Genomic DNA, 25398 nt, shown 5'->3' with positions numbered 1-25398 from the left:
TCCATGTAATTTTTTTTATTTTTCTTTTAGTAAGCTTCATATCCCATGTATGCTATTCATGTTACTCAGTATCTTGAATTTAGCAACCGTATCGGGACAAGATACGAGTACCGAAGAAGTAAAAAGAGTTCAGCGTGCTATATTCATTTATAACTTCGCGCAACAAGTAAGTTGGTCTGAAATAGACCAAATAGATACTTTTAAAATAGGTGTTCTGGGGCCAGATCGTACAATTATAGACTTGAAATCAATGGCCCAAAAACGTAATATTTTTGGAAAACCTTTAGAAATTGTACGCTTTCAGTTTGTCAAAAATATCAAGGATATACAGGTATTGTACGTGAACAATAAATATAATTATGATATTAATTATATTCTAAGTAAAATTTCAGAAAAAAATATTCTACTAGTAACTGAAGATTATAACTATAATACCTCTATGGTTAATATGGTTAATGTGGGGAGTTCATTCGAATATGAAATCAATGAAGATAGAATTACGAATGAAAATTTTGTGATAGCACCTTCATTAAAGCAGTATGCGATAACTTCTTCTCAAAAATGGAGAGGCTTATTTAAATCTACAGAAGATTCCTTAGAAAAAGCATTGGATGAAAATGAAGAACAAAAAGCAGCTATTAAAGATAAGGAAGAACGAATTAGGGAGCAGGAAGAAAGAATACTTAATCAGAAAAAAGCAATAGATACTATAAAAGAGAGTATCAGTGAGCGAAACAAATGGATAGAGGAATTATCTAGTGAAAGTAAAATCCGGGAAAAGAAATACGAAGAAAAACTACTGATAGAAAAAGAATTAGAAAAGAACATTCAGGAACAGCTAACTTTTATTAAAACCCAAGAAGAAAAGATTAAAGTTAGTTCTGAGGAAATAAAAAAACAGCAGGAATTCTTAGATCAACAAAATGATCAAATCAAACAGCAGGAAAAAATACTTGGGGAGCAACGTTCAGAAATTAAGGATCAGAAAACAATTAACTGGTCTTTAATAGCTCTAATACTGTTAGTGTTAATTGTTGGGTTTGTTATTTATAAAAATTATCTCAATAAAAAGAAACTTAACTTAGAATTAAAGGGGAAAAACAAAGAAATATATGAGCAATCATTAATATTAGAATCTAAAAATAAAGAGTTAGAGCAGTTTGCATACATAGCAAGCCATGATCTACAGGAACCATTAAATACCATATCTAGTTTTATTGGATTAATAAGAGAAGATTATGGAGATAGTTTTGATGAGGTAGGAAAAGAAAGCCTTGACTTCATTAAAGATGCCAGTATACGAATGAAGAATCTTATTGATTCATTGTTAGAATACTCCAGACTAGGAAGAACTACAGATTTTTCTGATGTAGATATGAATAAAATCTTGGGAGAATTAAAAGGAGATTTTAGAAATGTACTGGAGAGAACAAACGCAAAAATACAATCTGATAATCTTCCCACGATCAAAGGTAATCCAATGGAGTTACGATTGTTATTACAAAATCTAGTAAGCAACGGAATTAAATTTACAGATGAAAATACGATCCCGGAAATTTATATTGATGCAGTTCAGAAAAAGAAGGCAGATGACGAATCTAAAAAGTATTGGGAGTTCTCTATAAAAGATAATGGAATAGGAATCCCCGAAATCCATAAAAGTAGGATTTTTGATATTTTCCAAAGGTTGCATTCCAGAGAAAAATATCAGGGTACAGGAATAGGTTTAGCGCACTGTAAAAAAATTGTGGAATCACACAGTGGCGAAATCTGGTTAGAATCGGAAGAAGGAAAAGGAACTACCTTTTACTTTACCATTCCAGAATAAAAGTAAAATGAATGTGTTTTTAATACTAACTAAATAAACAACGTTTTGTCTATTTAGTTAGTAAACTTTTTAAACTTCAGGTCTACCCTTAAGTCTTTTTTCAATTTTTTGTTTTTTAGCAGTAATGATCTTCATCATTTCCATGATTTCAGGATCCTTATTTTGTTTGTAGATTTCATTAAGACTCAAAACGAGATCTTTAGCTTCTCTAGATGCTTCAACTCTATCACTAGTGGACATATTGCTCATACTTCTACTCTCAAACTCCCGTGCTTTCTCCATTAATTCCATAACTCAATATTTATTATAAACGTAAAAATGTTCAATTAAAACTACCAATATTTTAATTTAAGATTAAACTATTTAATAGTTATCTAAACACTTTTGCGGTAAATATAAAAAAAAAATTAACATTTCGGTCCGCTTATCTATGACATAAGTTGATAGAAACATAAATGTTAGTTATACTGATTTTAAACAAACAGAATTTTTCTTGCTAAATCTTATGATTACATCAGTTTTTTAACGAATTAAATGAATTATTTTTTAATTTGTTAATCTTTTTTTCGAAAAAGAAATCCAATAGGAATTACTAAGAAAATAAAAAAATACCAACCAGTAATCAAACCAATGATTGTGATGACTGTCGCGGCTAAAAGAATTGTTAGTTGTATTTTATTAAATCCTGGCATCTCTAAATTAAAATACAGTAAGTATACAATGAGCTAAATGTAAAAAAATAATTTAACTGGAATCTAGCTTATCTGGAAACTGGACTACAATCCAATTCATAAGAAGTAATAATATTGTATACACTAAATATATGAGAAATGAAAATTACCGATTTAGATGCGAAAGAGTATGACCAATATTATGGGCGATATATTAATAAGTTGTCTACAGAAATAGAACTCATAGCCGGTTTTAGAGAGGGAATGAAAAACGTTGTTCAGTTTTTTGAAGGTATTCCAGATACAAAAATATCATATCGTTATGAAGCTGGAAAATGGAATGTAATGGAGATTTTTCAGCATCTTATTGATACCGAAAGAATATTTATGTACAGATGTTTTCGGATCGCCAGAAATGATAAAACATCTTTAGCCGGATTTGATCAAAATATCTATATAGAACCTTCTGGAGCAAATCAGAAATCAATAGATTCTTTGATAAACGAATTTAAAATAGTCCGGCAAAGCTCTATTTTATTTCTAGAAAGTATCACTAAAGATCAATTGAAGTATATTGGTAACGCGAATGGTGGGGGTATGTCTGCAAGAGCAGCTGCGTTTACTATTATCGGTCACGAGACCTGGCATATGGATATTATAAACGAAAGATATTTATAAAATGATTAATTTTTATCATAAAAAAAGAAAACCAGAAGTTTAGAGCCTCTGGTTTTTAAATTAAATTAATGTTAACATGCACAGAGATTCTCATTTTCATACCAAACTACTGTGGTTCCACCTCCGCTGAATTCTCTTCTAGTTACAAATGATGTGCAGACTTCGCCTGGAGGACAATCATTTGAGTTTAGTACACAAGGTTGATTAGAGCAGGAGTCAAAAATCCCTTCATCTATGGCTATAGGACCCATACCTCCTCTAATATGTTTTTGCTGATTTCTGTCTAGTTCCCGTCCTAAGTTTAATAACTTTTTTTTCATAGTACTATTTTTTTAAGATGATTAATTCCCTGAATAATTTAAAGACACTCAAGGTATATGTCTTTTATTTATTAAAGTGTAGTGAAATAAATAGCGATACCATAAAATGAATATGTCGAATGATTTAAGGAATTCATTTTTATTAAAGATAATGTAGAATGGATTTGTGTAAAATCTAATTAACTGTTTTTTAGTTAATTATAACATAATCTTAATAAATTCTACATCTAGGAAAAAATATTACACATCATTTTGTATTAAAACTAGTTTTCTGTAAATTATATTAATGTTAACAAAATAACTATTAGGGAAGAGAATATTTTTTTAATGGACTACGCTGATTAAGATGCAATAATAGATCGTACACTATCCTGTAATTGTGGAATTACCTCTTTCTTAAACCACGCATTTTTTGCTTGCCAAATATTATTTCTAGGCGATGGATGTGGTAAAACAAAATGATCAGGTAGATATTTTTTATAATGTTTTACAGTATCGGTAAGGGTACGTTTTAATTGATCACCCAAATAGTATTTCTGAGCATAGGTGCCAATTAATAGGATAAGTTCTACATTGTTCATAGTATCTAATAATTTATGATGCCATAGTGGAGCACATTCTTTTGTTGGAGGCAGATCTCCAGATTTTCCTCGTCCCGGATAGCAAAATCCCATAGGGATCAAAGCAATGATTTCTGGATTATAAAAAATGTCATTATCGATTCCCATCCATGCTCTTAAATTTTCGCCGCTTTTATCATCCCACGGAATTCCTGATTTATGGACGATGCTTCCCGGTGCTTGCCCTATGATAACTATTTTACTATTAATATCTGCCGAGACTATTGGCCGTGGACCTAATTCTAATTTTGCCTTGCAGATATCACATTTGGAAATCGAGGTCAATAATTCTTTCATATAATTCAGGGAAATTTAGAAGTTTAAATTATAAAATATTATGGTATGGTTTATAAGGTATATTTATTTATTCAAATAACACCCTAACAATTAGTTAAGGTGTTATTAGAAAAACAAAAGAGCAACCTATAATTATTTAATTATAAGTGTTTATAAGTTTCGTCCAATTACTATTGGCCTTAGAAACTAATGTATTATGATTATTTTCTGCCAACCATAATTGTTGAGCATCTAATTCAATATTATATAGGAAAAGAAAGTATTTGCCATCTTTTATTACAAATTTGTTGGGATCAGGTCTAAATTTTGCACCGGCATATATTCCGAAGGCGCAGAACCCGCCGTATTGAGGTATATACTTTTTCGGATTCTTATCGAATGTAGCTTTCTGTTCCTTGGTGGTAAAGTAGTATATTACTTTTTCGTGTTCAGATTTATATTCTTTAGTACCTCTTTGTGCAATACCAAGATCTAAATAGGATACTGGACTGTATCCTTGTAATGCAATATTACTATTATCTATATTGTTTGCTTTTTTATCCTGACCAAAAATTGTAGCAGTAAATAGAACTGCGACTAATGTGATTTTTATTGTTTTTAAAGTTTTCATTGTATATTATTTATTTTAAGCATTAAAGTATTCTTCTTGTATAACCTTACCTTCTTGATTCCAAACCCTTCTAATAATTTCGTGCCAATAGATAGAACTATTGTCTGTCATATCGAAATCAAAAGTAAATTCTGAGGCAGAAACATTACCATCCACTATGGTATGATGAAGTGTAATATTATTCACTTTTTTAATAGCATTGGCAAAACCTTCCATTTTCTCTACCATTTGAGTTTTATTGTTGGTAGTGATATTGTTGTAATCTGAGGTAGTAGCCTCTTGTGCAAAAAATTGCTTTACGGCATCTACTATGCCGCCCTTAGCAACTATGCTGTCCATTTCTGTAGCTAATTTTTTAATATCCATTTGTTTTATTTTTTATGATTAAATAAATGTTGTTTGTAATTACACTACAAATTTCTGGATATGTCTGACAAATATGACTACAAAAAAGGCGCTAGTTATTGTACTTTTTGTTTTTAAACTGTGAAGGGGATTCTCCTGTATAATGCTTAAAGAAATTAGAAAAATGATTAGGCTCTTCAAAACCTAGTTGTAAAGAGATCTCTTTAATACTTAGATCCTGATATAGCATAGATTTAGAAGTGTCAATCATTTGATATCGGATAAGTTTACCTAATGAAGTCTGCATCCTGTCTTTTACTTTTTTAGAAAGCGTTTTAGCAGATAGGTTCATTTTAGAAGCATAAAAATCTAGGTTTCTTTCTTGGGTGTGATACAGCTTAAGCAGTTCCATAATGTTTTGAGAAAAACGATCTCTGTTTTGATAATCAAAGTCTTTCCTAAACTGAATAGGATTTTTGCCTACACTATTAGAGAAAACTCTATTAAAATAGGCAGGATCATTATATCCCAAGTCATATGATATTTCCTTAATACTCTTATCCGTAAAAACAATTTCTTTTTTACTCTCTAGTAATTTTTTGTTCGATAGAAGGGATTTAACCGACACACCAACTTTACTTTTGATCAAAGATTGAATATTATATCCTTTCTCATTTACATATGCGGTAATATCTTTTGTATTGATATTGCTAGAGTATTGTTCGTCTATAATTTCTTTGGTGTCAAAAATAATTTGATATTCCTCTTTATTTGCTTTAAACGGATTTTGTAAATACCATTGCTTTGTAGAAGTATCTATAATAGTATTTAGTTCAATATTTGAATTGAATTGATGTATGATTTTTTGAAAACTATTAGACTTTTCAAAGTCAATGTATCCTAAAGAAATAAGATGTTTAAAAAGTACCCGGAATTCTTTATTTCTAAAAATTGTTTCATTTGGAAATTCTATTTTGAGCACAAAAAAATCATCCGATAAGAACTTAATATATTGCCCTTTTTCTAGATAAATAGCTTTGTCTTTCCAGTCAAAATAGTTCTTAAAATCTACCTGAATACCCCCATTGCCAGATATGATCTGGTACAATGTATATTGGTTAATGAAGTAGACTTTATTTATTTGCGGAGTAAATTTAACAACCATTACGAATACATATTTGTATATAGTCGAATTATTACTGAAAAATTACACCATGTAAGAAGGTTCGTTAGAGTGAAAACAGTTCTTTTTTAAAGAGAAACTGTCTCAATAATGTTACTACTATCTTTTCTTAAATTTTTTTTGAGTTTTTGTTAAAGAACAGCTTGAAACTTTAACAAAAATTTAAACAAGTGTTGTTTTTATGTTTTTTTAGTATGATTTCGCTCAATTTTATGAGAATTATGTAATTAGGAAATCGATTTTAAGTAATTGTTAATCAATATTTTATAATACGAGTTTGTCCTGAGGTGTTTTGCGGAATTCTACTACTAAAATCCTGTGATGAAGATTCAGGGAGGTATGGTACTTTGATTTAATTTTTCTACTTTTAAAGCTAACGAAAGTTAGTCTTGTAACAAAACTTTAGGATATGGTCAAGTATCATAGAAACTAAAAGATCTTTTATAAGATAAAATTCATCAGACTTATTTTAATATTCACTCAATCAAAAAAGAGGTTTATGAAACGTAGAGATTTTATTCAATACACAGGATTAGGAGCAGGTGCTTTAATGATGCCTTCGCTACTCCTGGGAAATGACATTCCCGCAGAAGCATTGCTTAATCCGGGAATGGACATAGCCATTAAGAAAAAAATGGCAGATGTAGCGCTTAATACAGCAAAATCATTAGGAGCTACTTATGCCGATGCTAGAATTGGTAGGTACTTGAACCAATATGTATTTACTAGAGAAGACAAAGTACAGAATGTAGTAAATACAGAATCATTTGGAATCGGAATTCGAGTTATCGTTAAAGGTACTTGGGGATTTGCATCGACAAATAGCGTTACCGAAGATGGAATTAAAAAAGCTACAGATCAAGCAGTAGCAATAGCAAAAGCGAATTCCAAGATTCAGAAAGTAGAAGTGAAACTAGCTCCGGTTAAGTCACACGGAGAAGTAACCTGGAAAACTCCTATTAAAAAGGATTTTAAAGATGTACCAGTTTCAGAAAAGGTAGATTTATTATTATCTGCAAATGCCGCTGCCTTAGAGAATGGAGCAAATTATGTAAACTCAGGACTTTTTATGGTTAATGAGCAAAAATATTTTGCTTCTACGGATGGATCTTATATAGATCAAGATGTACATCGTATCTGGCCTACATTTACGGTAACAGCCATTGACAAAGGTACAGGTAAATTTAAATCACGTCAAGCTATGAGTGCTCCAATGGGAATGGGGTATGAATATATGGACGGATTAGCTTCAGAAAAACTAAAAGGTCCTGAAGGACTCAATCTATATCGTAAGAGTTATGATATTGTAGAGGATGCAACGCTGGCTGCTAAACAAGCTAAGGCAAGATTAACGGCAAAATCTGTAGAAGCAGGTAAATACGATTTAGTATTAGAACCGAATCATTTAGGTTTAACCATCCACGAATCCGTTGGACATCCATTAGAATTAGATAGAGTATTAGGATACGAAGCTAATTACGCAGGAACAAGTTTTGCTACCTTAGATAAATGGAAGACCAAGAACTTCAAATATGGTAGCGATATTGTAAACCTTGTTGCCGATAAAACACAAGTAGGTTCCTTAGGAGCTGTAGGATATGATGATGAAGGTGTAAAAACTAAGAAATGGGATTTAGTGCGTAATGGAGTACTAACCAATTATCAGGCAATACGTGATCAGGTTCATATGATCGATCAAAATGAGTCTCACGGATGCTGCTATTCCCAGAGTTGGAATGATGTACAGTTCCAGCGTATGCCTAACGTTTCCTTAGAACCGGGAAAAGAGAAATATTCTATAGATGATATGATCAAAGACGTAGAAAAAGGAATTTACATAGCAGGTAGAGGTTCATATTCTATTGATCAACAACGATATAATTTCCAGTTTGGTGGAACGGTGTTTTATGAAATCAAAAATGGAAAAATTGTAGGTATGCTAGATGATGTGGCATATCAATCTAACACGCAAGAGTTCTGGAATTCTTGTGCTAAGATATGTGACAAAGATGATTATCGAATGTTCGGGTCATTCTTTGATGGTAAAGGACAGCCTTCTCAAATAAGTGCTGTATCTCACGGAAGTTCTACCACACGCTTTAATGGTGTGAATGTGATCAACACAGGTAGAAAAATTTAAATCACAGTCTTATTACAAATAAAAAATATCATGGCAATATATTCTAAAGAAGAAGCAAAGCAGATTATGGAAAAAGCGATGAGCTTTTCTACTGCAGATGCTTGTGAAATAAATTTAAGCGGAAGCGAAAGTGGTAATATCCGTTATGCTAGAAATACCGTATCTACGGCTGGACATAGATCAAATCAAACCTTAGTAGTGCAATCTAATTTTGGAAAGAAATCTGGAACAGCTACTATTGATGAGTTTGATGATGAGTCTTTAAAGAAAGTGGTAAAAAGAGCTGAGGAATTGGCAAAACTTTCTCCAGAGAATCCAGAATTTATGGCACCATTAGGGCCACAGACATATGATAAATCGATTACTTATAAAGAAGCTACTGCAAAGATAACACCGGAGTATCGTGCAGAAGTTGCTAATAGTAGTATTGAACCAGCAGCGGCTAAGAAAGTTACTGCAGCAGGATTCTTTAATGATTCTGCTGGGTTTAGTGCAATGATGAACTCTAGTGGTTTGTTTGCATACAATCAATCTACTAATGCCAGTTTTACGGTAACCATGCGTAGTAACGATGGTACTGGATCTGGTTGGGTAACCAGAGATTATAATGATGTCAGTAAGTTTAATGCCGTAGAAGCTTCTAAAGTAGCGATAGATAAAGCAGTTATGTCTAAAGAGGCTAAGGCAATAGAACCTGGTAAATACACAGTGATTTTAGAACCGGCAGCTTCGGTTGGTCTTCTAGGTAATATGGCGTTTGCATTTAATGCACGGACTGCTGATGAAGGACGTAGTTTTATGTCTAAAGAAGGCGGAGGAACCAAAATGGGAGAGAAGATTGTAGATGAACGTGTAAATATTTGGTCAGATCCATTGAATCCCGAAGTTCCTACAGGTACTTGGAATGGTTCAGGACAACCACTGAAAAAGACAAGTTGGATAGAAAATGGAGTTGTAAAAAACTTAGCATATAGTCGTTATTGGGCAGAGAAAAAGGGAGTAGATCCTGTGCCGTTCCCTAATGGATTTATTATGCAAGGAGGCGATGCATCCTTAGATGATCTTATTAAAGGAACGAAGAAAGGAATTCTAGTTACCCGATTGTGGTATATAAGAACCGTAGACCCTCAAACTTTACTATATACAGGACTTACCAGAGATGGAACTTTCTATATAGAAAACGGAAAAATAAAGCATCCAGTGAAGAATTTCAGATTTAATGAAAGCCCGATCATTATGCTTAATAATCTGGAAACTCTAGGTAAGCAGGTACGAATTGACGGTAATCTAGTTCCTTATATGAAAATAAGAGACTTTACCTTTACCAGTTTATCAGATGCAGTATAATCTTAAAGTACTGTTTTAAAAATCTAAAAATAGGATACTATTAAATAGAGCGTAATTAAAATATATGGTGTACCGCCGGTTTTTTAATTACGCTCTAACGGTAGTAATTGGTTTAAGAGAATCCTAATTAACTTTAATTTTAGATCATTTTTATATTTAATGATCTATATTGTTTCTTTAGTATACCTAGTTAATTTCATATTGAGCAATAAATTTTTCTTTACACGATTACAATACGAATCAGGAGATTGGGATGTAGATCAAAGAATGCCTTCTAATCTATTAAACTCTCTTGTGGAGTATACTACCCTAAAAGTAGATACTCAAGAAAGAATTATCTCTTTGAGTAGTGATGAGATATTCAAAAGCCCGTTTTGCTATATCTCTGGCCATAAATTGGTACAGTTTACCAAAAAGGAAAGGGAGAATTTTAAAAAATATATCGATAACGGAGGTTTTGTATTTGCGGATGATTGTAATCACGATATAGATGGATTATTCTCTAAATCATTTGAGCAGCAGATGTCTGATATTTTTGGACCGCAAGCATTAAAAAAAATTCCTAATACTCATGAGATTTATAAAATATTTTTTGAGTTTGAAGATGGCCCACCAACTACTTCTCAAGAGCTGAATGGATGGGGAGATGATATCGTACATGATTATTTGAAGGCAATTCAGGTTAATGGAAGGATTGGCGTTCTTTATAGTAACAAAGACTATGGTTGTGAGTGGGATTATGATTTTAGAAATAAACGATGGTATAAAATAGACAATACCAGATTTGGTGTTAACATTGTAATGTATGCGTTGACATCATAAAAGAGATATAACTACATGGACAGAGAGTTAGTAAATATAGAAGCAGAGGTAACTATTCTTACGGAGAAACTTCAGAAGTTACGGAAAGAGATCGGTAAGGTGATTACTGGGCAAGAAGAAACGGTAGAGCAGTTATTGATTACCTTTCTTGCAGGTGGACATGCATTGTTAGAAGGAGTTCCGGGTTTGGCAAAAACATTAATGATCAGAACGCTGGCACAAGCTATTGATTTAAAATTCAAAAGAATACAATTTACGCCAGATTTAATGCCATCAGATATTATTGGTACAGAAATATTAGAAGAAGATTATAGCACAGGAAAGAAATTTTTTAAATTTAATAAAGGCCCTATTTTTTCTAATATCATCTTGGCAGATGAGATCAATCGTACGCCACCAAAAACGCAGGCCGCATTATTAGAGGCGATGCAGGAGTTTGAGGTTACCTATTCCGGAAAAACATACGAGTTAGATAAGCCATTTTTTATACTCGCTACTCAAAATCCTATTGAGCAATCCGGAACATTTTCACTTCCAGAAGCGCAACAAGATCGTTTTCTATTATATATCAAAATAGGATATCCAACGGAGTCTGAAGAAACCACCATTCTAAAAAATACAACGGGTGTCAAGAAGGAAACCCTGAATAAAGTGATATCCGGAGAAGATATTATCAGATTACAACAGTTGGTTAGAGAAGTTCCTATAAGTGATGATTTAGTTAGCTATGTAAGTAAGGTGATTAGAGCTACGAGACCAGAAACAACTACTAATGCATACGTAAAAGAATGGGTGAATTGGGGAGCAGGACCGCGAGCTGGTCAAGCAATGATATTAACAGCCAAGGCTCGTGCATTAGCACAAGGAAGATTATCAGTGACATTAGATGATTTACACCATGTAGCCATACCTGTGTTAAGACACAGAGTTATTGTGAATTTTAGAGCAGAATCAGAGGGTATCACTTCTGATGAGGTTACGCATCATCTATTAAAAGCCATTGAGGTAGGGAAGTAGGATAATAGAACAAATCAAGTGAGACAAGATTATCATCAATTATTAAAACCTGAATTTATTAAAACGGTATCAGGATTATCACTCATTGCGCGTGTAATTGTTGATGGATATTTGTCTGGATTAAATAATAGTCGCAATGTAGGTTCTGGAATGGAATTTACTCAATTCCGTAATTATGAACCGGGTGATGATTTACGATTACTCGATTGGAAAATGTTAGCCCGATCCGGTAGATATTATATCAAGCAATCCGAAGTAGAAACCAATATTTCAATAAAATTTATTTTGGATGCAAGTAAATCCATGCTTCATCAGGAGGACGAACTTTCTAAAATGGATTATGCCAGAATCTTAATAGCTTCTTTAGGATACTTATCCCAAAATCAAGGAGATGCTATTGGACTTTTTGCATTAAACGAACAGCAGTTGTATAACTTATATCCTAAAATCCAGAAACAACATTATAATCGTTTTTTATTGGAACTAACAAATATAGAAAATAAAGGGAAATGGCCCGAAAACCCAAATGCCTCCAAAAGTCTTCACAATCGCAATCACAAAGAACTGATATTTTTTATAACGGATCTGTATGAACATAACGAAGAGCTAACATCTTTTGTAAAAAGATTAAAAACCCCAAAAAATGAGGTAGTGGTATTACATCTTATGGGAAAGAATGAGTTAGAGTTTGATTACAAAGGTACTGTAACATTTGAAGATTTAGAGACAGGAGCAAAACTCAAAATAGATGCAAAAACCGCTAAAAAAGAATATCTCATCGCATTAGAGGAAATGATCAAGAATACTAAAAATACGCTCTTAGCCAATGATATCAGTTATCATTTGTTCCAATTACAAGAACATATAGGAGAGGCATTACAGGTATTCCTGAAGAAACGAAACAAACTAATCTGATATGTTTTTCCTAAACCCTACATATCTCTGGGCATTATTAGGACTTCTGGTTCCTTTAGCCATACATCTGTGGAGTAAAAAAGAAGGAAAAACAATAAAAGTGGGGAGCACTAAATTGCTGAGTGAATCAGACTCGAAACAATCCAGAAGTATTCAACTAAATGAACTTTTTCTACTACTACTAAGAATGTTGTTGATTGGTGTTTTGGTATTCTTAATGGCCGGATTTGGGATTAAAAAGAAAGCGACGACCATACCAATAATCTATATAGTAGAACCTTCATTACTGGATGATGATAGAATACAAACGATCATAGATACCATAGAAACAGGAGAATCGCTAAGGCTTTTGGAATCCGGATTTCCCGAGTTGGATACTGATCAGACAGCTATAGAAAATAATAATACTCCTAATTATTGGCAGTTAGCCAAAGAAATGGAAACGCTACAAACCGATAGTATTGTCGTTTTTACGAAAGCATTCATAAACGGAATCAAAGGTAAAAGACCAGAAACGAACAAGAATGTTGCCTGGATATCTTTAGAATCAGAAGAGGTATCTAAAAAAGTGCTTAAAGCCATTAAGAAAGAAGATTCTTTGCAAGTTCTATCGATGATTAGTGATCAAGATCAGTTGTCTTTTAAGAAGGCATTTATTGCTACCGATGATAAGAGACTTAGATTTAATGAAGCAAATGACAGTGTGATGATTCCGTTAAACGGAAAAGAAGAAAGCGTAATTCTTACTTCAGAATTACCAACCAAAGTAGTATTGTTTTACGAAGATAGTCTAGCTACTCAAAAAACATACATAGAAGCATCGCTAAATGTGATATCAAAGTACCTGAATAAACAAATAGATATAGAAATCGTTCAGGATAGAGAAGGATTAGATACTGATGCTTTTGACTTGGTGGTTTGGTTGTCTTCAGCTGTAGTTCCGAATACGTCAACAAGGATGTTAGTGTACCAACCGGATGATCTTGCTGATAATATTATAGAAGCAGGATCTTCGAATAGGATTTTTTATCTTACAGAAACACTGAATACAGAGAATAGTATCGATAGAAACGTATCCGAACAACTGCTAAAACTTTTTGATTTTCATCAAGATATCGAAACCGAAATTAATGAGTATGATAAAAGAACGATCGATATATCAGAACTGCAACCTGTAGCGACAAATCTAGTATCGGGTAAAAAACAATTTAAACTTTTTGATGTGTCAAAATGGTTATGGTTGTTATTGGGAGCATTGTTAGTGATGGAACGTAGTGTAGCAAAATTCAGAAAACAATAATGAGATCAGGACACGACATATTGGTTGGATTTAGAAGGCGATGGCAACTGATGCTTTGGCTGGAGATCGCATTATATGCTTTGGGACCTGCTATGTTAATATATCTTGCGTTTTCTAATATATTATGGACGATACTAACCCTGCTTTTGGTTGGCAGTATTGCTGCAATTGTCATAAAACCATGGAAGAAGAGTTTAGAAAATATTGCCAGCTATATAGATTTTCATCTTGAGGCTACAGAATATAGTACTGGTCTTTTGTTAGTACCCGAAGAAAAGCTGTCTAGCTTAGCCAGAATACAACAAAATAGAGTAACAACCAGACTTGTCGAAAAACTAAAAACCATTAAACCTCCCAATCATTTAGTTCGTGGCACTATTATTTTAAGTGCTTTTATTTTGATAGGCTTAGTGATTTATAAGTACGAACTATTATCAAACCTTCAAGGATCACAGCAATCTAAGGAAACTCCAGAAGCAATTGTTTTTAAACCAACAGATACGACTAAGACAGTAATACAGCCACCTAGGTTGATAGGTCAACAACTAATGATTGATTACCCCAACTATACACAGGTTCCTTCCGTAGAGACTTCTACAATGGATATTAAAGCCGTAGAAGGATCCAGAGTTTCCTGGAAAATACAATTTGACCAAGAAATCAAAAGCGTAACGATGGAAAGCATGGGAAATAGCTACCCTATGAAATTAATTGATGGAACATATACAGGAGCATCCACAATCACCAGTGCAGGTTTTTATAATTTTAAATTTACTGACCTACAAGACCGATCCTATGTTTCCGAATTATATGCTATCGAGGTGATCAAAGACAAGAGCCCTTCTGTAGAAATTAAAGGAATAAAACAGTTCACTTCTTTTGCTTTTAATGAAGATAAAAAGGTATCCTTTACTACAGCGATTACCGATGACTTTGGGATTGAAGACGCTTATATCATTGCTACGGTGAGTAAAGGTTCTGGTGAATCCGTAAAGTTTAGAGAAGAGAAGTTAAACTTCAATAGTAAAATCTCTAAAGGCAATAAGAATATGAATTTGTCCAAAAACATTGATCTGGATCAAATGAAGATGGAACCGGGAGATGAACTCTATTTTTATGTAGAAGCCTTAGACCGTAAACGGCCAAAACCAAATACATCCAGAAGCGAAACCTTTTTTGCAGTGATAAAAGATACCGTTCCTGATACTTTTGCGGTAGAAGGAACGATGGGAGTGGATCTGATGCCGGATTACTTTAGAAGTCAACGACAGTTGATTATCGATACAGAAAAACTGCTAAAGGATAAATCAAAACTATCTACAAAAGACTATAAATCTAGAAGTAATGAATTAGGTTTTGACCAAAAAGTACTGCGACTTAAATATGCCGAATTTATGGGAGATGAATCAGAATTCGGAGGCACTGCAGAAGGAGATGTTGAATCTCCAGAACATGAGGACGAAGATCATCACGAAGAAGGACATGAGGATGAAGATCCGTTGGCAAAATACACACATAAGCACGATAGCGAAAATGAACACAATCTGGTAGAAGAAAAAAAGGAAGATCCTTTAGAAGAATACCTGCATAATCATGAAGATCCAGAAGAATCTACACTGTTTACACAATCGCTAAAAAGTAAGCTCAGACAGGCGCTTAATGAAATGTGGGATGCAGAATTATATTTAAGACTCTACACACCAGAAAAATCATTGCCGTATCAATACAGGGCGCTAAAACTGATTCAGGAAATAAAAAACAGTGCACGTATCTATGTGCATCGTATCGGTTTTGATCCTCCTCCGATTAAGGAAGATAAAAGACTTACTGGAGAAATCGATGAGGTATCGGGATACCGAAAAACGGAAACTTTAGAGCAAGAAGATGCATATCCTTCTATACGTGTAACTTTGGCAAGATTGGAACAGCTTATTTCTGAAAGCGGTACGATCACCGAAGATGATAAGCTACTTTTCGGTCAAGCCGGAAATGAATTGGCAACAAAAGCAATCGAAGACCCAGGAAAATATTTAGAAACATTACAACAATTAAAATGGATTTCTGAAGACGTCACTGTACCATCAGAAGCACTGGAGGAATTACAAAAAGGATTGTTTTTGGCACTTCCGGAGTTGAAGCCTAATGCAGCGAAACAGCAACAACAAACAAGCAAAATCAATGAATTATTATTAAAGGAGCTCGAAATCAATGATTGAGAATATCACTTTTTTACATAATAATTGGATACCCTATATAAGCATTAGTGCCATAGTGGTATGGTTGGTTTTTGTTTGGAAAGAATCGCCTCATTTTGGGAAACGCAAGTTCTGGATGAACATCACAGTTGCACTGTTTGCAATAGTTTCGCTTTCGATCATTGCGCTACAACCAGCCTTGCCCATACTTGGCAAAAACACCAAAGTAGCATTGCTTACTAATGGCTATGATACCAAACAACTAGATAGTTTAAAAAAAGCTCATAAACGAATACAAACCTTTCCGTACAAAGCAAATCAACCAATTTTCGAAAATATACAGACATCAGACACTGTTTTTGTATTGGGAGAAGGTGTAGCACCTTTTGATTTTTGGCAGCTAGAAAACTATGAGGTTCACTATATCAAAAGTGATGTGCCTTCTGGTGTTGTGAGGTTTACATACGATCAAAGTAGCGTAGTAGGAGAGCAGTTAGAGTTTGAAGGATTATATAACAATCCAACAAAAGGAAATCGATTGATTCTGGAAGGACCAGGAGGAAATTCGTTAGATTCTATTACGTTGGTATCCGATACAGCATCAGCATTTCAGGTATCGACGGAATTAAAAGCAACGGGCAACTATGTCTTTTCATTGGTAGAGAAAGATTCTTTGGGTACAATACGTTCTCGTAGTCCCATTCCTGTGAAGGTAAAGGATCGAACCCATTTAAAAATCCTAATTGTCAATGGTTTCCCAACCTTTGAAACCAAATACCTAAAAAACTATTTGGCAGAAATGGGTCATGAGGTATTGGTGAAAAGCAGGATCACCAAAGGAAAATATAAGTTCGAATATTTTAATACAGATCGAATACCGATCGGCGCTCTTTCTGAAAAGAACTTAGCACCTTTTGATTTGGTAATGCTAGATGCTACTACAGCAAAAAATGTAGGACAGCCTTCTCGGACAGCACTGGAGAATGCTATTAGAGAAGATGGATTAGGACTTTTTATCCAACCGGATGATGACTTTTTCCGATCCAGAAAAAGCATCACGGCTTTTGATTTTAGTAGAGAAAAAAGTACGGAGACAAGCCTAATCAATTCACCAAAAATTACAATAGGAAAGTATCCTTTTCTATTTAAAGATCAATTTCAGCTACAAGCGATTCCCAAAAATGGTAGTGAGCAAATCGTATCCGCCTATAAACATCTTGGTAAAGGGAAAGTAAGTACGACAGTGTTGGAAAGTACCTATGAATTACTCTTAAACGGAAAAACAAAAGAGTACCAACAACTATGGTCAGAAATTATAGGCGCTATCGGTAAAAAAGAAAGTGCTGAGGTCAGTTGGGATGAACATAGTATTCTGGGGATTAAGGATCAATCATATGAGTTTACGCTAAGAACAGCTATTCCTGAACCTGAGGTGAAAACCGAAGAAGAATATCGTATTGCACCGCGTAGCGATATTGATATCTCAAATCTATGGACAGGTACAACCTATCCTAAGAAATTAGGCTGGAATAGGCTATCGATAGCACAAGATACTACCGCTGTTTTCGATTATTTTGTAACAGATATCACCACCTGGAAATCAAAATCAGCGTATGAAAACAGACAAAGAAACCTTAGACAGTTTGATAGACCTACCGAAAAAACCACAGAACAAATCTCTCCATTAGAACCCATCAACCCAATTGGGTTCTATATTTTCTTTTTGTTATGCATGGGATATTTATGGTTAGCTCCTAAGTTGGGAAATGAGTAATATAAAAAACGTCAATTCGAGTGCTTCGACTTTATTAGAAGTGTATCGAGAATAGGTTTTTAAATCTAAAATGCTGTTTTCAACATATAAAAGAACCATATCATTTTGTAATATGGGGAGTTTTACGTTATTTTTAAAACTTATAATAAAATCCAGATGCGATAGTAAACATTTATAAATGTTTGTAATTAGTTACAAACGGTAATAAGCATAATAGTAACTATACATGCAAGTTGGCAAACATTATGACGAACATTCATCAAACCGAAAAACAGTAGTCACTTAAACAAATGGATATTGAAAAAATCTTAAATAAAATTGGAGAAACATATCACCCTATTAACAATGAATGTCAACAAGAGTTAATTTCGAATTCAAAAATTGTAAGTTATAAAAAGGGCGAGATTGTAGTTCGTGAAGGACAATTTTCCAAAAAAGCCTACTTAATTGTAAAAGGTTGTTCAAGAGCATATTATTTAAAAGACGGAAAGGACATTTCTGACTGGTTCACTTTTGAAAATGAAATAATGGCTGCAATTATCAGTTTTTTCAGCGAAGAGCCAAGTCCTCATTATGTTGAATTTATTGAAGATTCCGTTGTCCTTGAATTTTCAAAAGATACAGTTGATTGCCTTTCGAAGAAGTACCACGATTTTGAACGTTTTATTAGTAAAGTTGTTACTCAAACTATGTTAGGTCTATGTGAAAGATTATATACAATTCAGTTCAACAAGGCAGAAGAACGCTATAAATATCTTTTAAATATTTATCCAAATATAACCCAAAGAATACCTCTTACGCACATTGCATCCTATTTAGGAATTACACTTGAAACATTAAGCAGAATAAGAAATCCAAAAAAACGAATTTGATTTATATCAAATGATACATCTTCCATTAAAATAACCTTTGTAAAAAGGTTTAAAAATGGAAGAAAACAACAAACAATTAAAATCAATTTGGGGAAAATGGTGGGAACCTATTAGAAAATGGTTTTATCCTATTTGGTTATTATATGAACTTACCATTCGTTTTTACGAATACGCAATAGCCGTTTACAACTATTTTATCGAAAAGCAAGATTATTTCGATTCATATTTGGGAGAAATCGGCACACAAATATTAGCTGTTTTTTGTAGTGTTAGCAGCTTCATAATTTGCACATTCTTCTTAACGGTATCAACTTGTTTTATTCTTTATAAGTTCTTCAAAATTCAGAATTTAACAGACACGAAATTTGAAAGAAAATTGAAAACTTATTTTTAGATTTATGAAAAACATACTAATCATAAATGGACATCCAGATAAAGAAAGTTTCAATTTTGCACTTTCAAAATCTTATAAAAAAGGGGCTGAAAAATCGAATGCTGAAATAAAGGAAATTAACATCAGAGAATTGAACTTCAACCCAAACCTACAATTTGGATATAGAAAACGAACAGAATTAGAACCTGACCTATTAGACGCTCAAGTCAAATTAAAATGGGCTGACCATTTAGTTTGGATTTATCCTGTTTGGTGGAGTTCCGTACCTGCAATAATGAAAGGGTTTTTAGACCGAGTTTTACTTCCTGGATTTGCTTTTAACAAAAGAGAAAATTCATTATTTAGCGATACGTATTTTACTGGAAAAACAGCAAGAGTAATTTGTACATTAGACCAACCTGCGTGGTATTATAAATGGGTTTATGGAAACCCTAGCCACAAGGCTATGAAAAAAGGAACATTAAAATACATTGGAATAAAAAAGGTGCGAATTACTGCTATTGGACCTATAAGACTTTCTAAAGAAGATTTTAGAGCAAAATGGTTGCGAAAAGTTGAAATTTTAGGTCAAATGAACAAGTAATAACGCACGACAATTAATACGCTAAATGAAAAAATAACGATTTGCCAACAATGTATAAAAATAAAAGCGGCTTTGGTGCTTAATCAAAGTCGCTTTTATATATTTACGGTAGGTCTTAAACGGAAAGTTAAGCCTTTCAAAACCTGTTACTATTTTTATACGAGACGTTGTCCTTATAATTATGAAAAAACTTTACGCAATACTATTTTTGATTTTATTTAGCTGTTCAAAAAAGAATAAAACAACCAATATTTATGATACTTATAATGAGTGTTATGCCCAAAATTTTACAGTAAAAAATAAATCAATAAGGTATTATCTTAAACAATATGAAAAAATATTAATAGAAAACAAACTACTCAAAGATTCTACAGCCAGTAGTTATGTGAATTTTTTACTTGAGTTCTCTAATTATGATTTTATTGACTTGAAACAGAGGTATTCTTTTTTAGATAGCATTAAAGGTCTAAAATTTGGCAAAGATGCATTGAATTGTGTAAATAAAATATCAACTCATAAAGATTTTAAAAAGGGATTTTGGGGTAAATATTTGAATTATATTAAAGCTAATTCTTTACAATTGAACGAGGAAAGCACTTTAAGTTTCCTTACTTCACAACCAACTGATTCTATTTTTAATGAAGACACTTTTAAATACGATTTCTTCAAACACAAACTTTTCAATATAATTCCAGTGTATGATGGGAGTAAAAAAGGAAAAGTCCTTTATAAAAAAAATAATTACCCTTATAGAGCTGATATTTTAATTGATTCCACTAACAATGTTTATTGGAATTCTGAAGCTATCGAAATAAATCAGTTATCTAATAAAATTTCTGACTATCTAAGTGATTATAATGATGACTCAATTTTCTTCTTCAAAACAAGTCCAAAAACAAGCTTTTCTAAATACATTCAAATACAAAATGAGATAACGAAAAGTGTAAATAAGTTTAAAGACAAAAAGAGTATTGATGAATTTCAAAGGAAATATGAAAATTTGAATCAAGTTGAAAGAAATACTATAAATAGTAAGTACTTGATAAAATTAAGCGAATAAACATTGCCTAACGAGGTGTATAAAACGTAAGATATTAGTTGATATTAATAAGAAATGGATGCGTACAAAATAATTAAACCCCTCATATATCTATTAGGGTTATGTTTTACAATCTATTCGATTTTTAGATGTGGAATAGGAGGAAGTCATACTCCACCAGTTGGATTTGTAATCCCTGTTTTCTTTATTTTTATTGCATTCTTTTTCTTGATTGTTGACTTTTTATTTAAAAAGTATTTGAGAAACTATTATTCACACCTAAAAACAAATGTCTTTTCAATCTTCATCAATTTAATTATAGTTATTTCAATTTTTTTATTGGCTTGATATTAACTACTGCTAGTCCCAGCTCTACGAAATTTACAACTTCGTAGCTATTGATCAAATACAATAATAATTTACTAGTCTGTAACTAGTGTTGACTTCTATGTCTAACATAGATTTATAATACAAACTAGCGGCAGTTATAGGTAATTCTTTCCATAACTGTAACATTATTAAAATATAGGTATCCTTACTAGTAAACCCTCTAAAAGTTAAATTATTAGTGATATCTAAAGATTGGAGGCAAATTGAAAAGTGTTACTAGAAAAATGAGAAAAATAGTCATCATAAAAATCTTGTTCTTGATTGTTATCAGTTCACAAGCACAAAGCAAAAAACAAATTTTAGATTTTAAGTTTGAAGGAGTAACCTTAAACGGGGTATTAAATCTTCCGAAAGATCAAAAGCCTAAGGGAATAGTGCTGATCATTCATGGATCAGGAAAAACGAATGCTGTTGCGCAAGAATGGTATTTGGATATAAGAGAAACAATCGCAAAAACCGGATATGCCACGTATATGTGGGATAAGATGGGATGTGGAAAAAGTGGTGGTACCTTCAATTATAATCAATCCGTTTATAACAGCGCATCTGAGGCTATCGCAGCTATCCATATGCTTAAAGAAAAGCATATACTAGGATCAAATAATATAGGTTTATATGGAGGGAGTAGGGCAGGTTGGATAAATCCAATTGTCATAAACGAATACAAAGAGATTGCATTTTGGATTTCGGTAAGTGGTGTAGATGATAAAGAAAACTTTGGCTACCTTCTAGAAGAAAATCTAAGAATTAAAGGGCTGCCTAAAGATTCCATTACCGTAATTGTTGATCAATGGCTAAAAGGAATCAAAATAGCTCACTCTGGTGAAAGTTTCGAAACCTATATGAATGCTACCAAAGAACTCCAAAACAATGCATTTTGGTTACGATTTGTTCAAGAGAATATGGGAGCGATGAATAAAGGGGCATATGTTGGTTTTCAAGTACCTCTTATGAAAGAAGAGCTCGATGAAGAAACAGGTTTGCCGGTGTACATCAAAGATTTTGATGAGATCTTATCGAATGTAAAAACTCCGGTTCTAGCATTATTTGGAGAAACTGATATGAACGTAGATTGGAAAAAAACCAAATTATTATATGAAAACACAATGGGAAAGAATACAGACTTGATCATAAAATCATTCCCAAATTGTAATCATAATATTTTCGAATGCCAGACCGGAGGATTCTATGAGTTCCAAGACAACAAACTACCTTACAAAAGATGCAATAGTTTTCTTGATGCGATTGAAGATTGGTTATATAAAAGATAATATGTTACTGCTAATCTCCGCCCGAGATGGACAAATATGACTAGCGGTGATACCTAACAAAATATATAAAAGATTGATGTGTGTATAAAGTTACAAGTTAGACTAGTTGTAAACTAAGTGTTAGCAGGCAAAGAATGAAAACGAATAATTACGATCTTTTAGAGATCTTATTGAAATAGAGCGCATGAAAAAACATGACTTCTTCTAACAATTTTAACGCAACCAAACAGCTTTTTTTACATCTTGATAGTATAAACTATAAAATCATGACTTCATCACTCAAACCACTTGTAGCAGTACTATTGCTAATTTTAACAATAGCTCAAATATCTTGTAATGATAACGATAATGAAAATGATGATGATTCTAATTCAGATTGTGAAAATACAGTCTGTACTTTAGAATTTAGAAACATTATAGTATCTGTAAAAGATCAAAATCAAAACCCTATTGCCTTAGATTCTTTTGAAGTAATCAATATCCAAAATGGAACAGAAATGACGATATCACTTTCTTCATCTGAGATCGTGTCATCAAAACAACAAGGACAATATCCCTTAGTAAATGATAATAGTCTAGGTGTAAACCAAGAACGACAAATTCGATTTAAAGGATTCATCAATAACCAGGAAGTCATTAGTAGTACCTATACCGTTAGTACGGATTGTTGCCATATTAATCTGGTTTCTGGAGATTTAGACGTCACTTTTTAAAAGAAAATAAAATTAGCCAGTTACTCTTAGGATACTATAAGAAAGTAGATAAAAGAGTAATTAATCTTGTTTGACAGGATTGTTTTTAAGGTTACTTTTTTAAAGTTCCCTCGCTACCGCTAGTCTCCGCCCAAGACACACAAGTATGACTAGTGTCAATTACAAGTAATAACATATATAACAACCATAATTTTTTGTATTACGGTTGTTTTTTCCTTGGACGATTGTAACAAATTTAATTTTGGATCTACATATTAGTAGGGACCTATGCAATTGTTTAGATCTAATTATCAGTAAATAGTTAAAAATGTTAGAGGGAAGAAGTGTTGCGGGGATTATAACTAGCTTAGGTAATAATAAAAAATTACTTAAGCCTAAAAAACTATTAGAAAAGCAAAACTTAAAAGACACTGAAGGAAAATCAAGTTTAAAAGAAGCTTCTGATGAAGAACTACTGCAAATAAGAAAAAAAATAATAAAGGATAGGCGAAAAGAAAATAGCGTACTTATTGCTATTGCAATAGTGGTAACAAGTGTTTTTGCATATTTTGCTATTGGTATAATCCATCAAAACAATATAGATTCAAAGAATCTTCAAGAGAATGCACAAGCTTTACAATTCAAAAAACAAGAAAGACAGTTCTTACTACAAATAGATAAGGGGGATCAGTGGTTCGAAAAAGGGAAATGGAGTAATTCTATCTTTTACTATAAAAAAGCAAAAGAAATTTTCCCAAAAAACTATGATATCAATTACAGACTTGTTAGATCCTATAGTTTTGAATGTCAAAGTGAATTTCAAAATTGCCGTGAGGCTAAAAAGCTTTTAGATAAACTCTTTTTAATGTTTCCTGATAAAGAAAAAGAATTATTAGAAATTGAAGGTATGTTAGAATACGAATATTAAAAAGGATTTGAGAATAACTAATTCACTCGATGAGACGTTAGAGGTTCAGATCTAATTTTTACACGCCCGTCAGATCGAGTGTTTTTTCGGAATGATAATGGAAAAATTATACTTCTATAACCCCAGCAGAACTATCGAAATCTTTTAATGTTGCCTATTGATTTTTCGTCTTGTGTTGCATCTCGATACAATTTTATCAACCGCTATTGCTAATGATAAAATCACTCGATGAGACGTTAGAGGTTCAGATTTAATTTTTACACGCCCGTCGGATGGAGTGTTTTTTCGGAATGATAATGGAGAAAAATTGTACTTCTATAAACCCAGCAGAACTATTAAAATCTTTTCAGGTTGCCTATTGGTTTTTCGTCTTGTGTTGCATCTCGATACAATTTTATCAACCGCTATTGCTAATGATAAAAACACTCGATGAGACGTTAGAGGTTCAGATCTAATTTTTACACGCCCGTCGGATGGAGTGTTTTTTCGGAATGATAATGGAGAAAAATTGTACTTCTATAAACCCAGCAGAACTATTAAAATCTTTTCAGGTTGCCTATTGGTTTTTCGTCTTGTGTTGCATCTCGATACAATTTTATCAACCGCTATTGCTAATGATAAAAACACTCGATGAGACGTTAGAGGTTCAGATTTAATTTTTACACGCCCGTCAGATCGAGTGTTTTTCTGAAATGTAATGGAAGAAAAATGTATCGAGATCCTTTTATTGTTGAAATTTCTTTTTGGCCAAATTAGGTAACTTGTCATACGCTCCATTAATCAAAGCCTCTTTTTTAGTCCTTGACCATTTCTTAATTTGTTTTTCAGTATCAATTGCTAACTGGATATCTGTAAATTCACAGATATATACCAATACTACGGGTCTTCTATTGTGGGTATAAGAATCCTTAAAATAACCAGACTGATGCTGATGTAATCGTTGCTTAAAATTTGAAGTCACTCCAGTATAGTAAGAATCATCAGCACATTTCAAAATATATACATAGGATAATTTCATATGATAAATATAGACTTTTTCGTTTGCTACTATTGTCTTTTATTTTGTACCGCTATCGCTAATGATAAAATCACTCGATGAGACGATAAGGGTTCAGATTTAGTTTCTAGAGATATCCAATAAGATTTTACCTGTTTGTGGTACGCACT

The 25398-nt window shown here is 32.8% G+C and carries 24 protein-coding genes; 17 read left to right on the top strand and 7 right to left on the bottom strand.

The annotated features are described in order from the left end of the window. Nucleotides 1-58: 58 nt before the first annotated feature. Nucleotides 59-1828: a YfiR/HmsC family protein gene (locus tag D1818_RS06140; RefSeq protein WP_162897263.1), complete on the top strand. Its 1770-nt coding sequence runs from the start codon at nucleotides 59-61 to the stop codon at nucleotides 1826-1828. 69 nt (nucleotides 1829-1897) lie between these two features. Here D1818_RS06140 and D1818_RS06135 read toward each other — a convergent pair whose 3' ends face one another. Next, complete coding sequence (locus D1818_RS06135) at nucleotides 1898-2119, bottom strand: hypothetical protein (protein WP_118457027.1); 222 nt, start codon at nucleotides 2117-2119, stop codon at nucleotides 1898-1900. Nucleotides 2120-2658: 539 nt separating this feature from the next. On the opposite strand from D1818_RS06135, the gene D1818_RS06130 reads away from it, so the two are divergent. Next, complete coding sequence (locus tag D1818_RS06130) at nucleotides 2659-3177, top strand: DinB family protein (protein WP_118457025.1); 519 nt, start codon at nucleotides 2659-2661, stop codon at nucleotides 3175-3177. Between the two features lie 71 nt (nucleotides 3178-3248). Here D1818_RS06130 and D1818_RS06125 read toward each other — a convergent pair whose 3' ends face one another. The 5 genes from D1818_RS06125 to D1818_RS06105 form a co-directional block, all read right to left on the bottom strand. Then, nucleotides 3249-3497 (bottom strand): hypothetical protein, encoded by a 249-nt coding sequence (locus D1818_RS06125; protein WP_118457023.1) that lies wholly within the window; start codon nucleotides 3495-3497, stop codon nucleotides 3249-3251. Between the two features lie 341 nt (nucleotides 3498-3838). Next, nucleotides 3839-4414 (bottom strand): uracil-DNA glycosylase family protein, encoded by a 576-nt coding sequence (locus tag D1818_RS06120; protein ID WP_118457021.1) that lies wholly within the window; start codon nucleotides 4412-4414, stop codon nucleotides 3839-3841. Nucleotides 4415-4550: 136 nt separating this feature from the next. Beyond that, entirely contained in the window at nucleotides 4551-5024 is a 474-nt protein-coding gene (locus D1818_RS06115) for a YHS domain-containing (seleno)protein (RefSeq protein ID WP_118457018.1), read from the bottom strand. Between the two features lie 15 nt (nucleotides 5025-5039). Next, complete coding sequence (locus D1818_RS06110; RefSeq protein ID WP_118457015.1) at nucleotides 5040-5390, bottom strand: hypothetical protein; 351 nt, start codon at nucleotides 5388-5390, stop codon at nucleotides 5040-5042. A gap of 91 nt (nucleotides 5391-5481) precedes the next feature. Next, on the bottom strand, nucleotides 5482-6534 hold the full coding sequence (locus D1818_RS06105) for an AraC family transcriptional regulator (protein WP_118457013.1): 1053 nt from the start codon (nucleotides 6532-6534) through the stop codon (nucleotides 5482-5484). Between the two features lie 517 nt (nucleotides 6535-7051). Here D1818_RS06105 and D1818_RS06100 point away from each other — a divergent pair. From D1818_RS06100 to D1818_RS06030, 15 genes are all read left to right on the top strand, one after another. Continuing rightward, on the top strand, nucleotides 7052-8692 hold the full coding sequence (locus D1818_RS06100) for a TldD/PmbA family protein (RefSeq protein WP_118457011.1): 1641 nt from the start codon (nucleotides 7052-7054) through the stop codon (nucleotides 8690-8692). 30 nt (nucleotides 8693-8722) lie between these two features. Next, nucleotides 8723-10039, top strand: coding sequence for a TldD/PmbA family protein (locus D1818_RS06095; protein ID WP_118457009.1), 1317 nt, complete (start codon nucleotides 8723-8725; stop codon nucleotides 10037-10039). A gap of 201 nt (nucleotides 10040-10240) precedes the next feature. Then, nucleotides 10241-10861 carry a DUF4159 domain-containing protein gene (locus D1818_RS06090; RefSeq protein ID WP_118463536.1) on the top strand — a complete coding sequence of 207 codons (621 nt, stop codon included), beginning with the start codon at nucleotides 10241-10243 and terminating at the stop codon, nucleotides 10859-10861. Nucleotides 10862-10876: 15 nt separating this feature from the next. Next, nucleotides 10877-11878 (top strand): MoxR family ATPase, encoded by a 1002-nt coding sequence (locus D1818_RS06085; RefSeq protein ID WP_118457007.1) that lies wholly within the window; start codon nucleotides 10877-10879, stop codon nucleotides 11876-11878. 18 nt (nucleotides 11879-11896) lie between these two features. Next, nucleotides 11897-12793: a DUF58 domain-containing protein gene (locus tag D1818_RS06080; RefSeq protein ID WP_118457004.1), complete on the top strand. Its 897-nt coding sequence runs from the start codon at nucleotides 11897-11899 to the stop codon at nucleotides 12791-12793. A gap of 1 nt (nucleotide 12794) precedes the next feature. Further along, complete coding sequence (locus D1818_RS06075; protein WP_118457002.1) at nucleotides 12795-14093, top strand: BatA domain-containing protein; 1299 nt, start codon at nucleotides 12795-12797, stop codon at nucleotides 14091-14093. Next, on the top strand, nucleotides 14093-16309 hold the full coding sequence (locus D1818_RS06070) for a tryptophan-rich sensory protein (protein WP_233558605.1): 2217 nt from the start codon (nucleotides 14093-14095) through the stop codon (nucleotides 16307-16309). Before D1818_RS06075 ends, D1818_RS06070 begins: the two co-directional genes overlap by 1 nt. Beyond that, nucleotides 16302-18062 carry a hypothetical protein gene (locus tag D1818_RS06065; RefSeq protein ID WP_118456998.1) on the top strand — a complete coding sequence of 587 codons (1761 nt, stop codon included), beginning with the start codon at nucleotides 16302-16304 and terminating at the stop codon, nucleotides 18060-18062. The genes D1818_RS06070 and D1818_RS06065 overlap by 8 nt, the downstream gene beginning before the upstream one ends. A 290-nt stretch (nucleotides 18063-18352) precedes the next feature. Next, nucleotides 18353-18934, top strand: coding sequence for a Crp/Fnr family transcriptional regulator (locus D1818_RS06060; protein WP_118456996.1), 582 nt, complete (start codon nucleotides 18353-18355; stop codon nucleotides 18932-18934). 55 nt (nucleotides 18935-18989) lie between these two features. Further along, entirely contained in the window at nucleotides 18990-19328 is a 339-nt protein-coding gene (locus tag D1818_RS06055; protein WP_118456994.1) for a hypothetical protein, read from the top strand. Nucleotides 19329-19332: 4 nt separating this feature from the next. After that, nucleotides 19333-19911 (top strand): NAD(P)H-dependent oxidoreductase, encoded by a 579-nt coding sequence (locus D1818_RS06050; protein ID WP_118456992.1) that lies wholly within the window; start codon nucleotides 19333-19335, stop codon nucleotides 19909-19911. Nucleotides 19912-20092: 181 nt separating this feature from the next. Then, complete coding sequence (locus tag D1818_RS06045; RefSeq protein ID WP_118456990.1) at nucleotides 20093-20971, top strand: hypothetical protein; 879 nt, start codon at nucleotides 20093-20095, stop codon at nucleotides 20969-20971. Between the two features lie 593 nt (nucleotides 20972-21564). Beyond that, entirely contained in the window at nucleotides 21565-22611 is a 1047-nt protein-coding gene (locus tag D1818_RS06040; protein ID WP_118456988.1) for a S9 family peptidase, read from the top strand. Nucleotides 22612-22877: 266 nt separating this feature from the next. Next, complete coding sequence (locus D1818_RS06035) at nucleotides 22878-23324, top strand: hypothetical protein (protein ID WP_147406246.1); 447 nt, start codon at nucleotides 22878-22880, stop codon at nucleotides 23322-23324. A 307-nt stretch (nucleotides 23325-23631) separates the two neighbouring features. Further along, a complete protein-coding gene (locus tag D1818_RS06030; RefSeq protein ID WP_118456984.1) occupies nucleotides 23632-24231 on the top strand; it encodes a hypothetical protein in 600 nt (199 codons plus the stop codon). A 724-nt stretch (nucleotides 24232-24955) separates the two neighbouring features. Here the strand turns inward: D1818_RS06030 and D1818_RS06025 are convergent. Beyond that, on the bottom strand, nucleotides 24956-25249 hold the full coding sequence (locus D1818_RS06025; protein WP_118456982.1) for a GIY-YIG nuclease family protein: 294 nt from the start codon (nucleotides 25247-25249) through the stop codon (nucleotides 24956-24958). Between the last annotated feature and the right edge of the window lie 149 nt (nucleotides 25250-25398).

Origin of the sequence: Aquimarina sp. BL5 (genome assembly GCF_003443675.1) — a bacterium.
Classification (GTDB): Bacteria; Bacteroidota; Bacteroidia; order Flavobacteriales; family Flavobacteriaceae; genus Aquimarina.
Note: the sequence above shows the minus strand (reverse complement) of the source record. Positions and strands in the feature narration are given on the sequence as shown.

Coding starts and splice junctions, on each gene's coding strand:
- D1818_RS06140 (WP_162897263.1), top strand. CDS start 59: ATGTTACTCAGTATCTTGAATTTAGCAACCGTATCGGGACAAGATACG.
- D1818_RS06135 (WP_118457027.1), bottom strand. CDS start 2,119: ATGGAATTAATGGAGAAAGCACGGGAGTTTGAGAGTAGAAGTATGAGC.
- D1818_RS06130 (WP_118457025.1), top strand. CDS start 2,659: ATGAAAATTACCGATTTAGATGCGAAAGAGTATGACCAATATTATGGG.
- D1818_RS06125 (WP_118457023.1), bottom strand. CDS start 3,497: ATGAAAAAAAAGTTATTAAACTTAGGACGGGAACTAGACAGAAATCAG.
- D1818_RS06120 (WP_118457021.1), bottom strand. CDS start 4,414: ATGAAAGAATTATTGACCTCGATTTCCAAATGTGATATCTGCAAGGCA.
- D1818_RS06115 (WP_118457018.1), bottom strand. CDS start 5,024: ATGAAAACTTTAAAAACAATAAAAATCACATTAGTCGCAGTTCTATTT.
- D1818_RS06110 (WP_118457015.1), bottom strand. CDS start 5,390: ATGGATATTAAAAAATTAGCTACAGAAATGGACAGCATAGTTGCTAAG.
- D1818_RS06105 (WP_118457013.1), bottom strand. CDS start 6,534: ATGGTTGTTAAATTTACTCCGCAAATAAATAAAGTCTACTTCATTAAC.
- D1818_RS06100 (WP_118457011.1), top strand. CDS start 7,052: ATGAAACGTAGAGATTTTATTCAATACACAGGATTAGGAGCAGGTGCT.
- D1818_RS06095 (WP_118457009.1), top strand. CDS start 8,723: ATGGCAATATATTCTAAAGAAGAAGCAAAGCAGATTATGGAAAAAGCG.
- D1818_RS06085 (WP_118457007.1), top strand. CDS start 10,877: ATGGACAGAGAGTTAGTAAATATAGAAGCAGAGGTAACTATTCTTACG.
- D1818_RS06075 (WP_118457002.1), top strand. CDS start 12,795: ATGTTTTTCCTAAACCCTACATATCTCTGGGCATTATTAGGACTTCTG.
- D1818_RS06070 (WP_233558605.1), top strand. CDS start 14,093: ATGAGATCAGGACACGACATATTGGTTGGATTTAGAAGGCGATGGCAA.
- D1818_RS06065 (WP_118456998.1), top strand. CDS start 16,302: ATGATTGAGAATATCACTTTTTTACATAATAATTGGATACCCTATATA.
- D1818_RS06060 (WP_118456996.1), top strand. CDS start 18,353: ATGGATATTGAAAAAATCTTAAATAAAATTGGAGAAACATATCACCCT.
- D1818_RS06055 (WP_118456994.1), top strand. CDS start 18,990: ATGGAAGAAAACAACAAACAATTAAAATCAATTTGGGGAAAATGGTGG.
- D1818_RS06050 (WP_118456992.1), top strand. CDS start 19,333: ATGAAAAACATACTAATCATAAATGGACATCCAGATAAAGAAAGTTTC.
- D1818_RS06045 (WP_118456990.1), top strand. CDS start 20,093: ATGAAAAAACTTTACGCAATACTATTTTTGATTTTATTTAGCTGTTCA.
- D1818_RS06040 (WP_118456988.1), top strand. CDS start 21,565: ATGAGAAAAATAGTCATCATAAAAATCTTGTTCTTGATTGTTATCAGT.
- D1818_RS06035 (WP_147406246.1), top strand. CDS start 22,878: ATGACTTCATCACTCAAACCACTTGTAGCAGTACTATTGCTAATTTTA.
- D1818_RS06030 (WP_118456984.1), top strand. CDS start 23,632: ATGTTAGAGGGAAGAAGTGTTGCGGGGATTATAACTAGCTTAGGTAAT.
- D1818_RS06025 (WP_118456982.1), bottom strand. CDS start 25,249: ATGAAATTATCCTATGTATATATTTTGAAATGTGCTGATGATTCTTAC.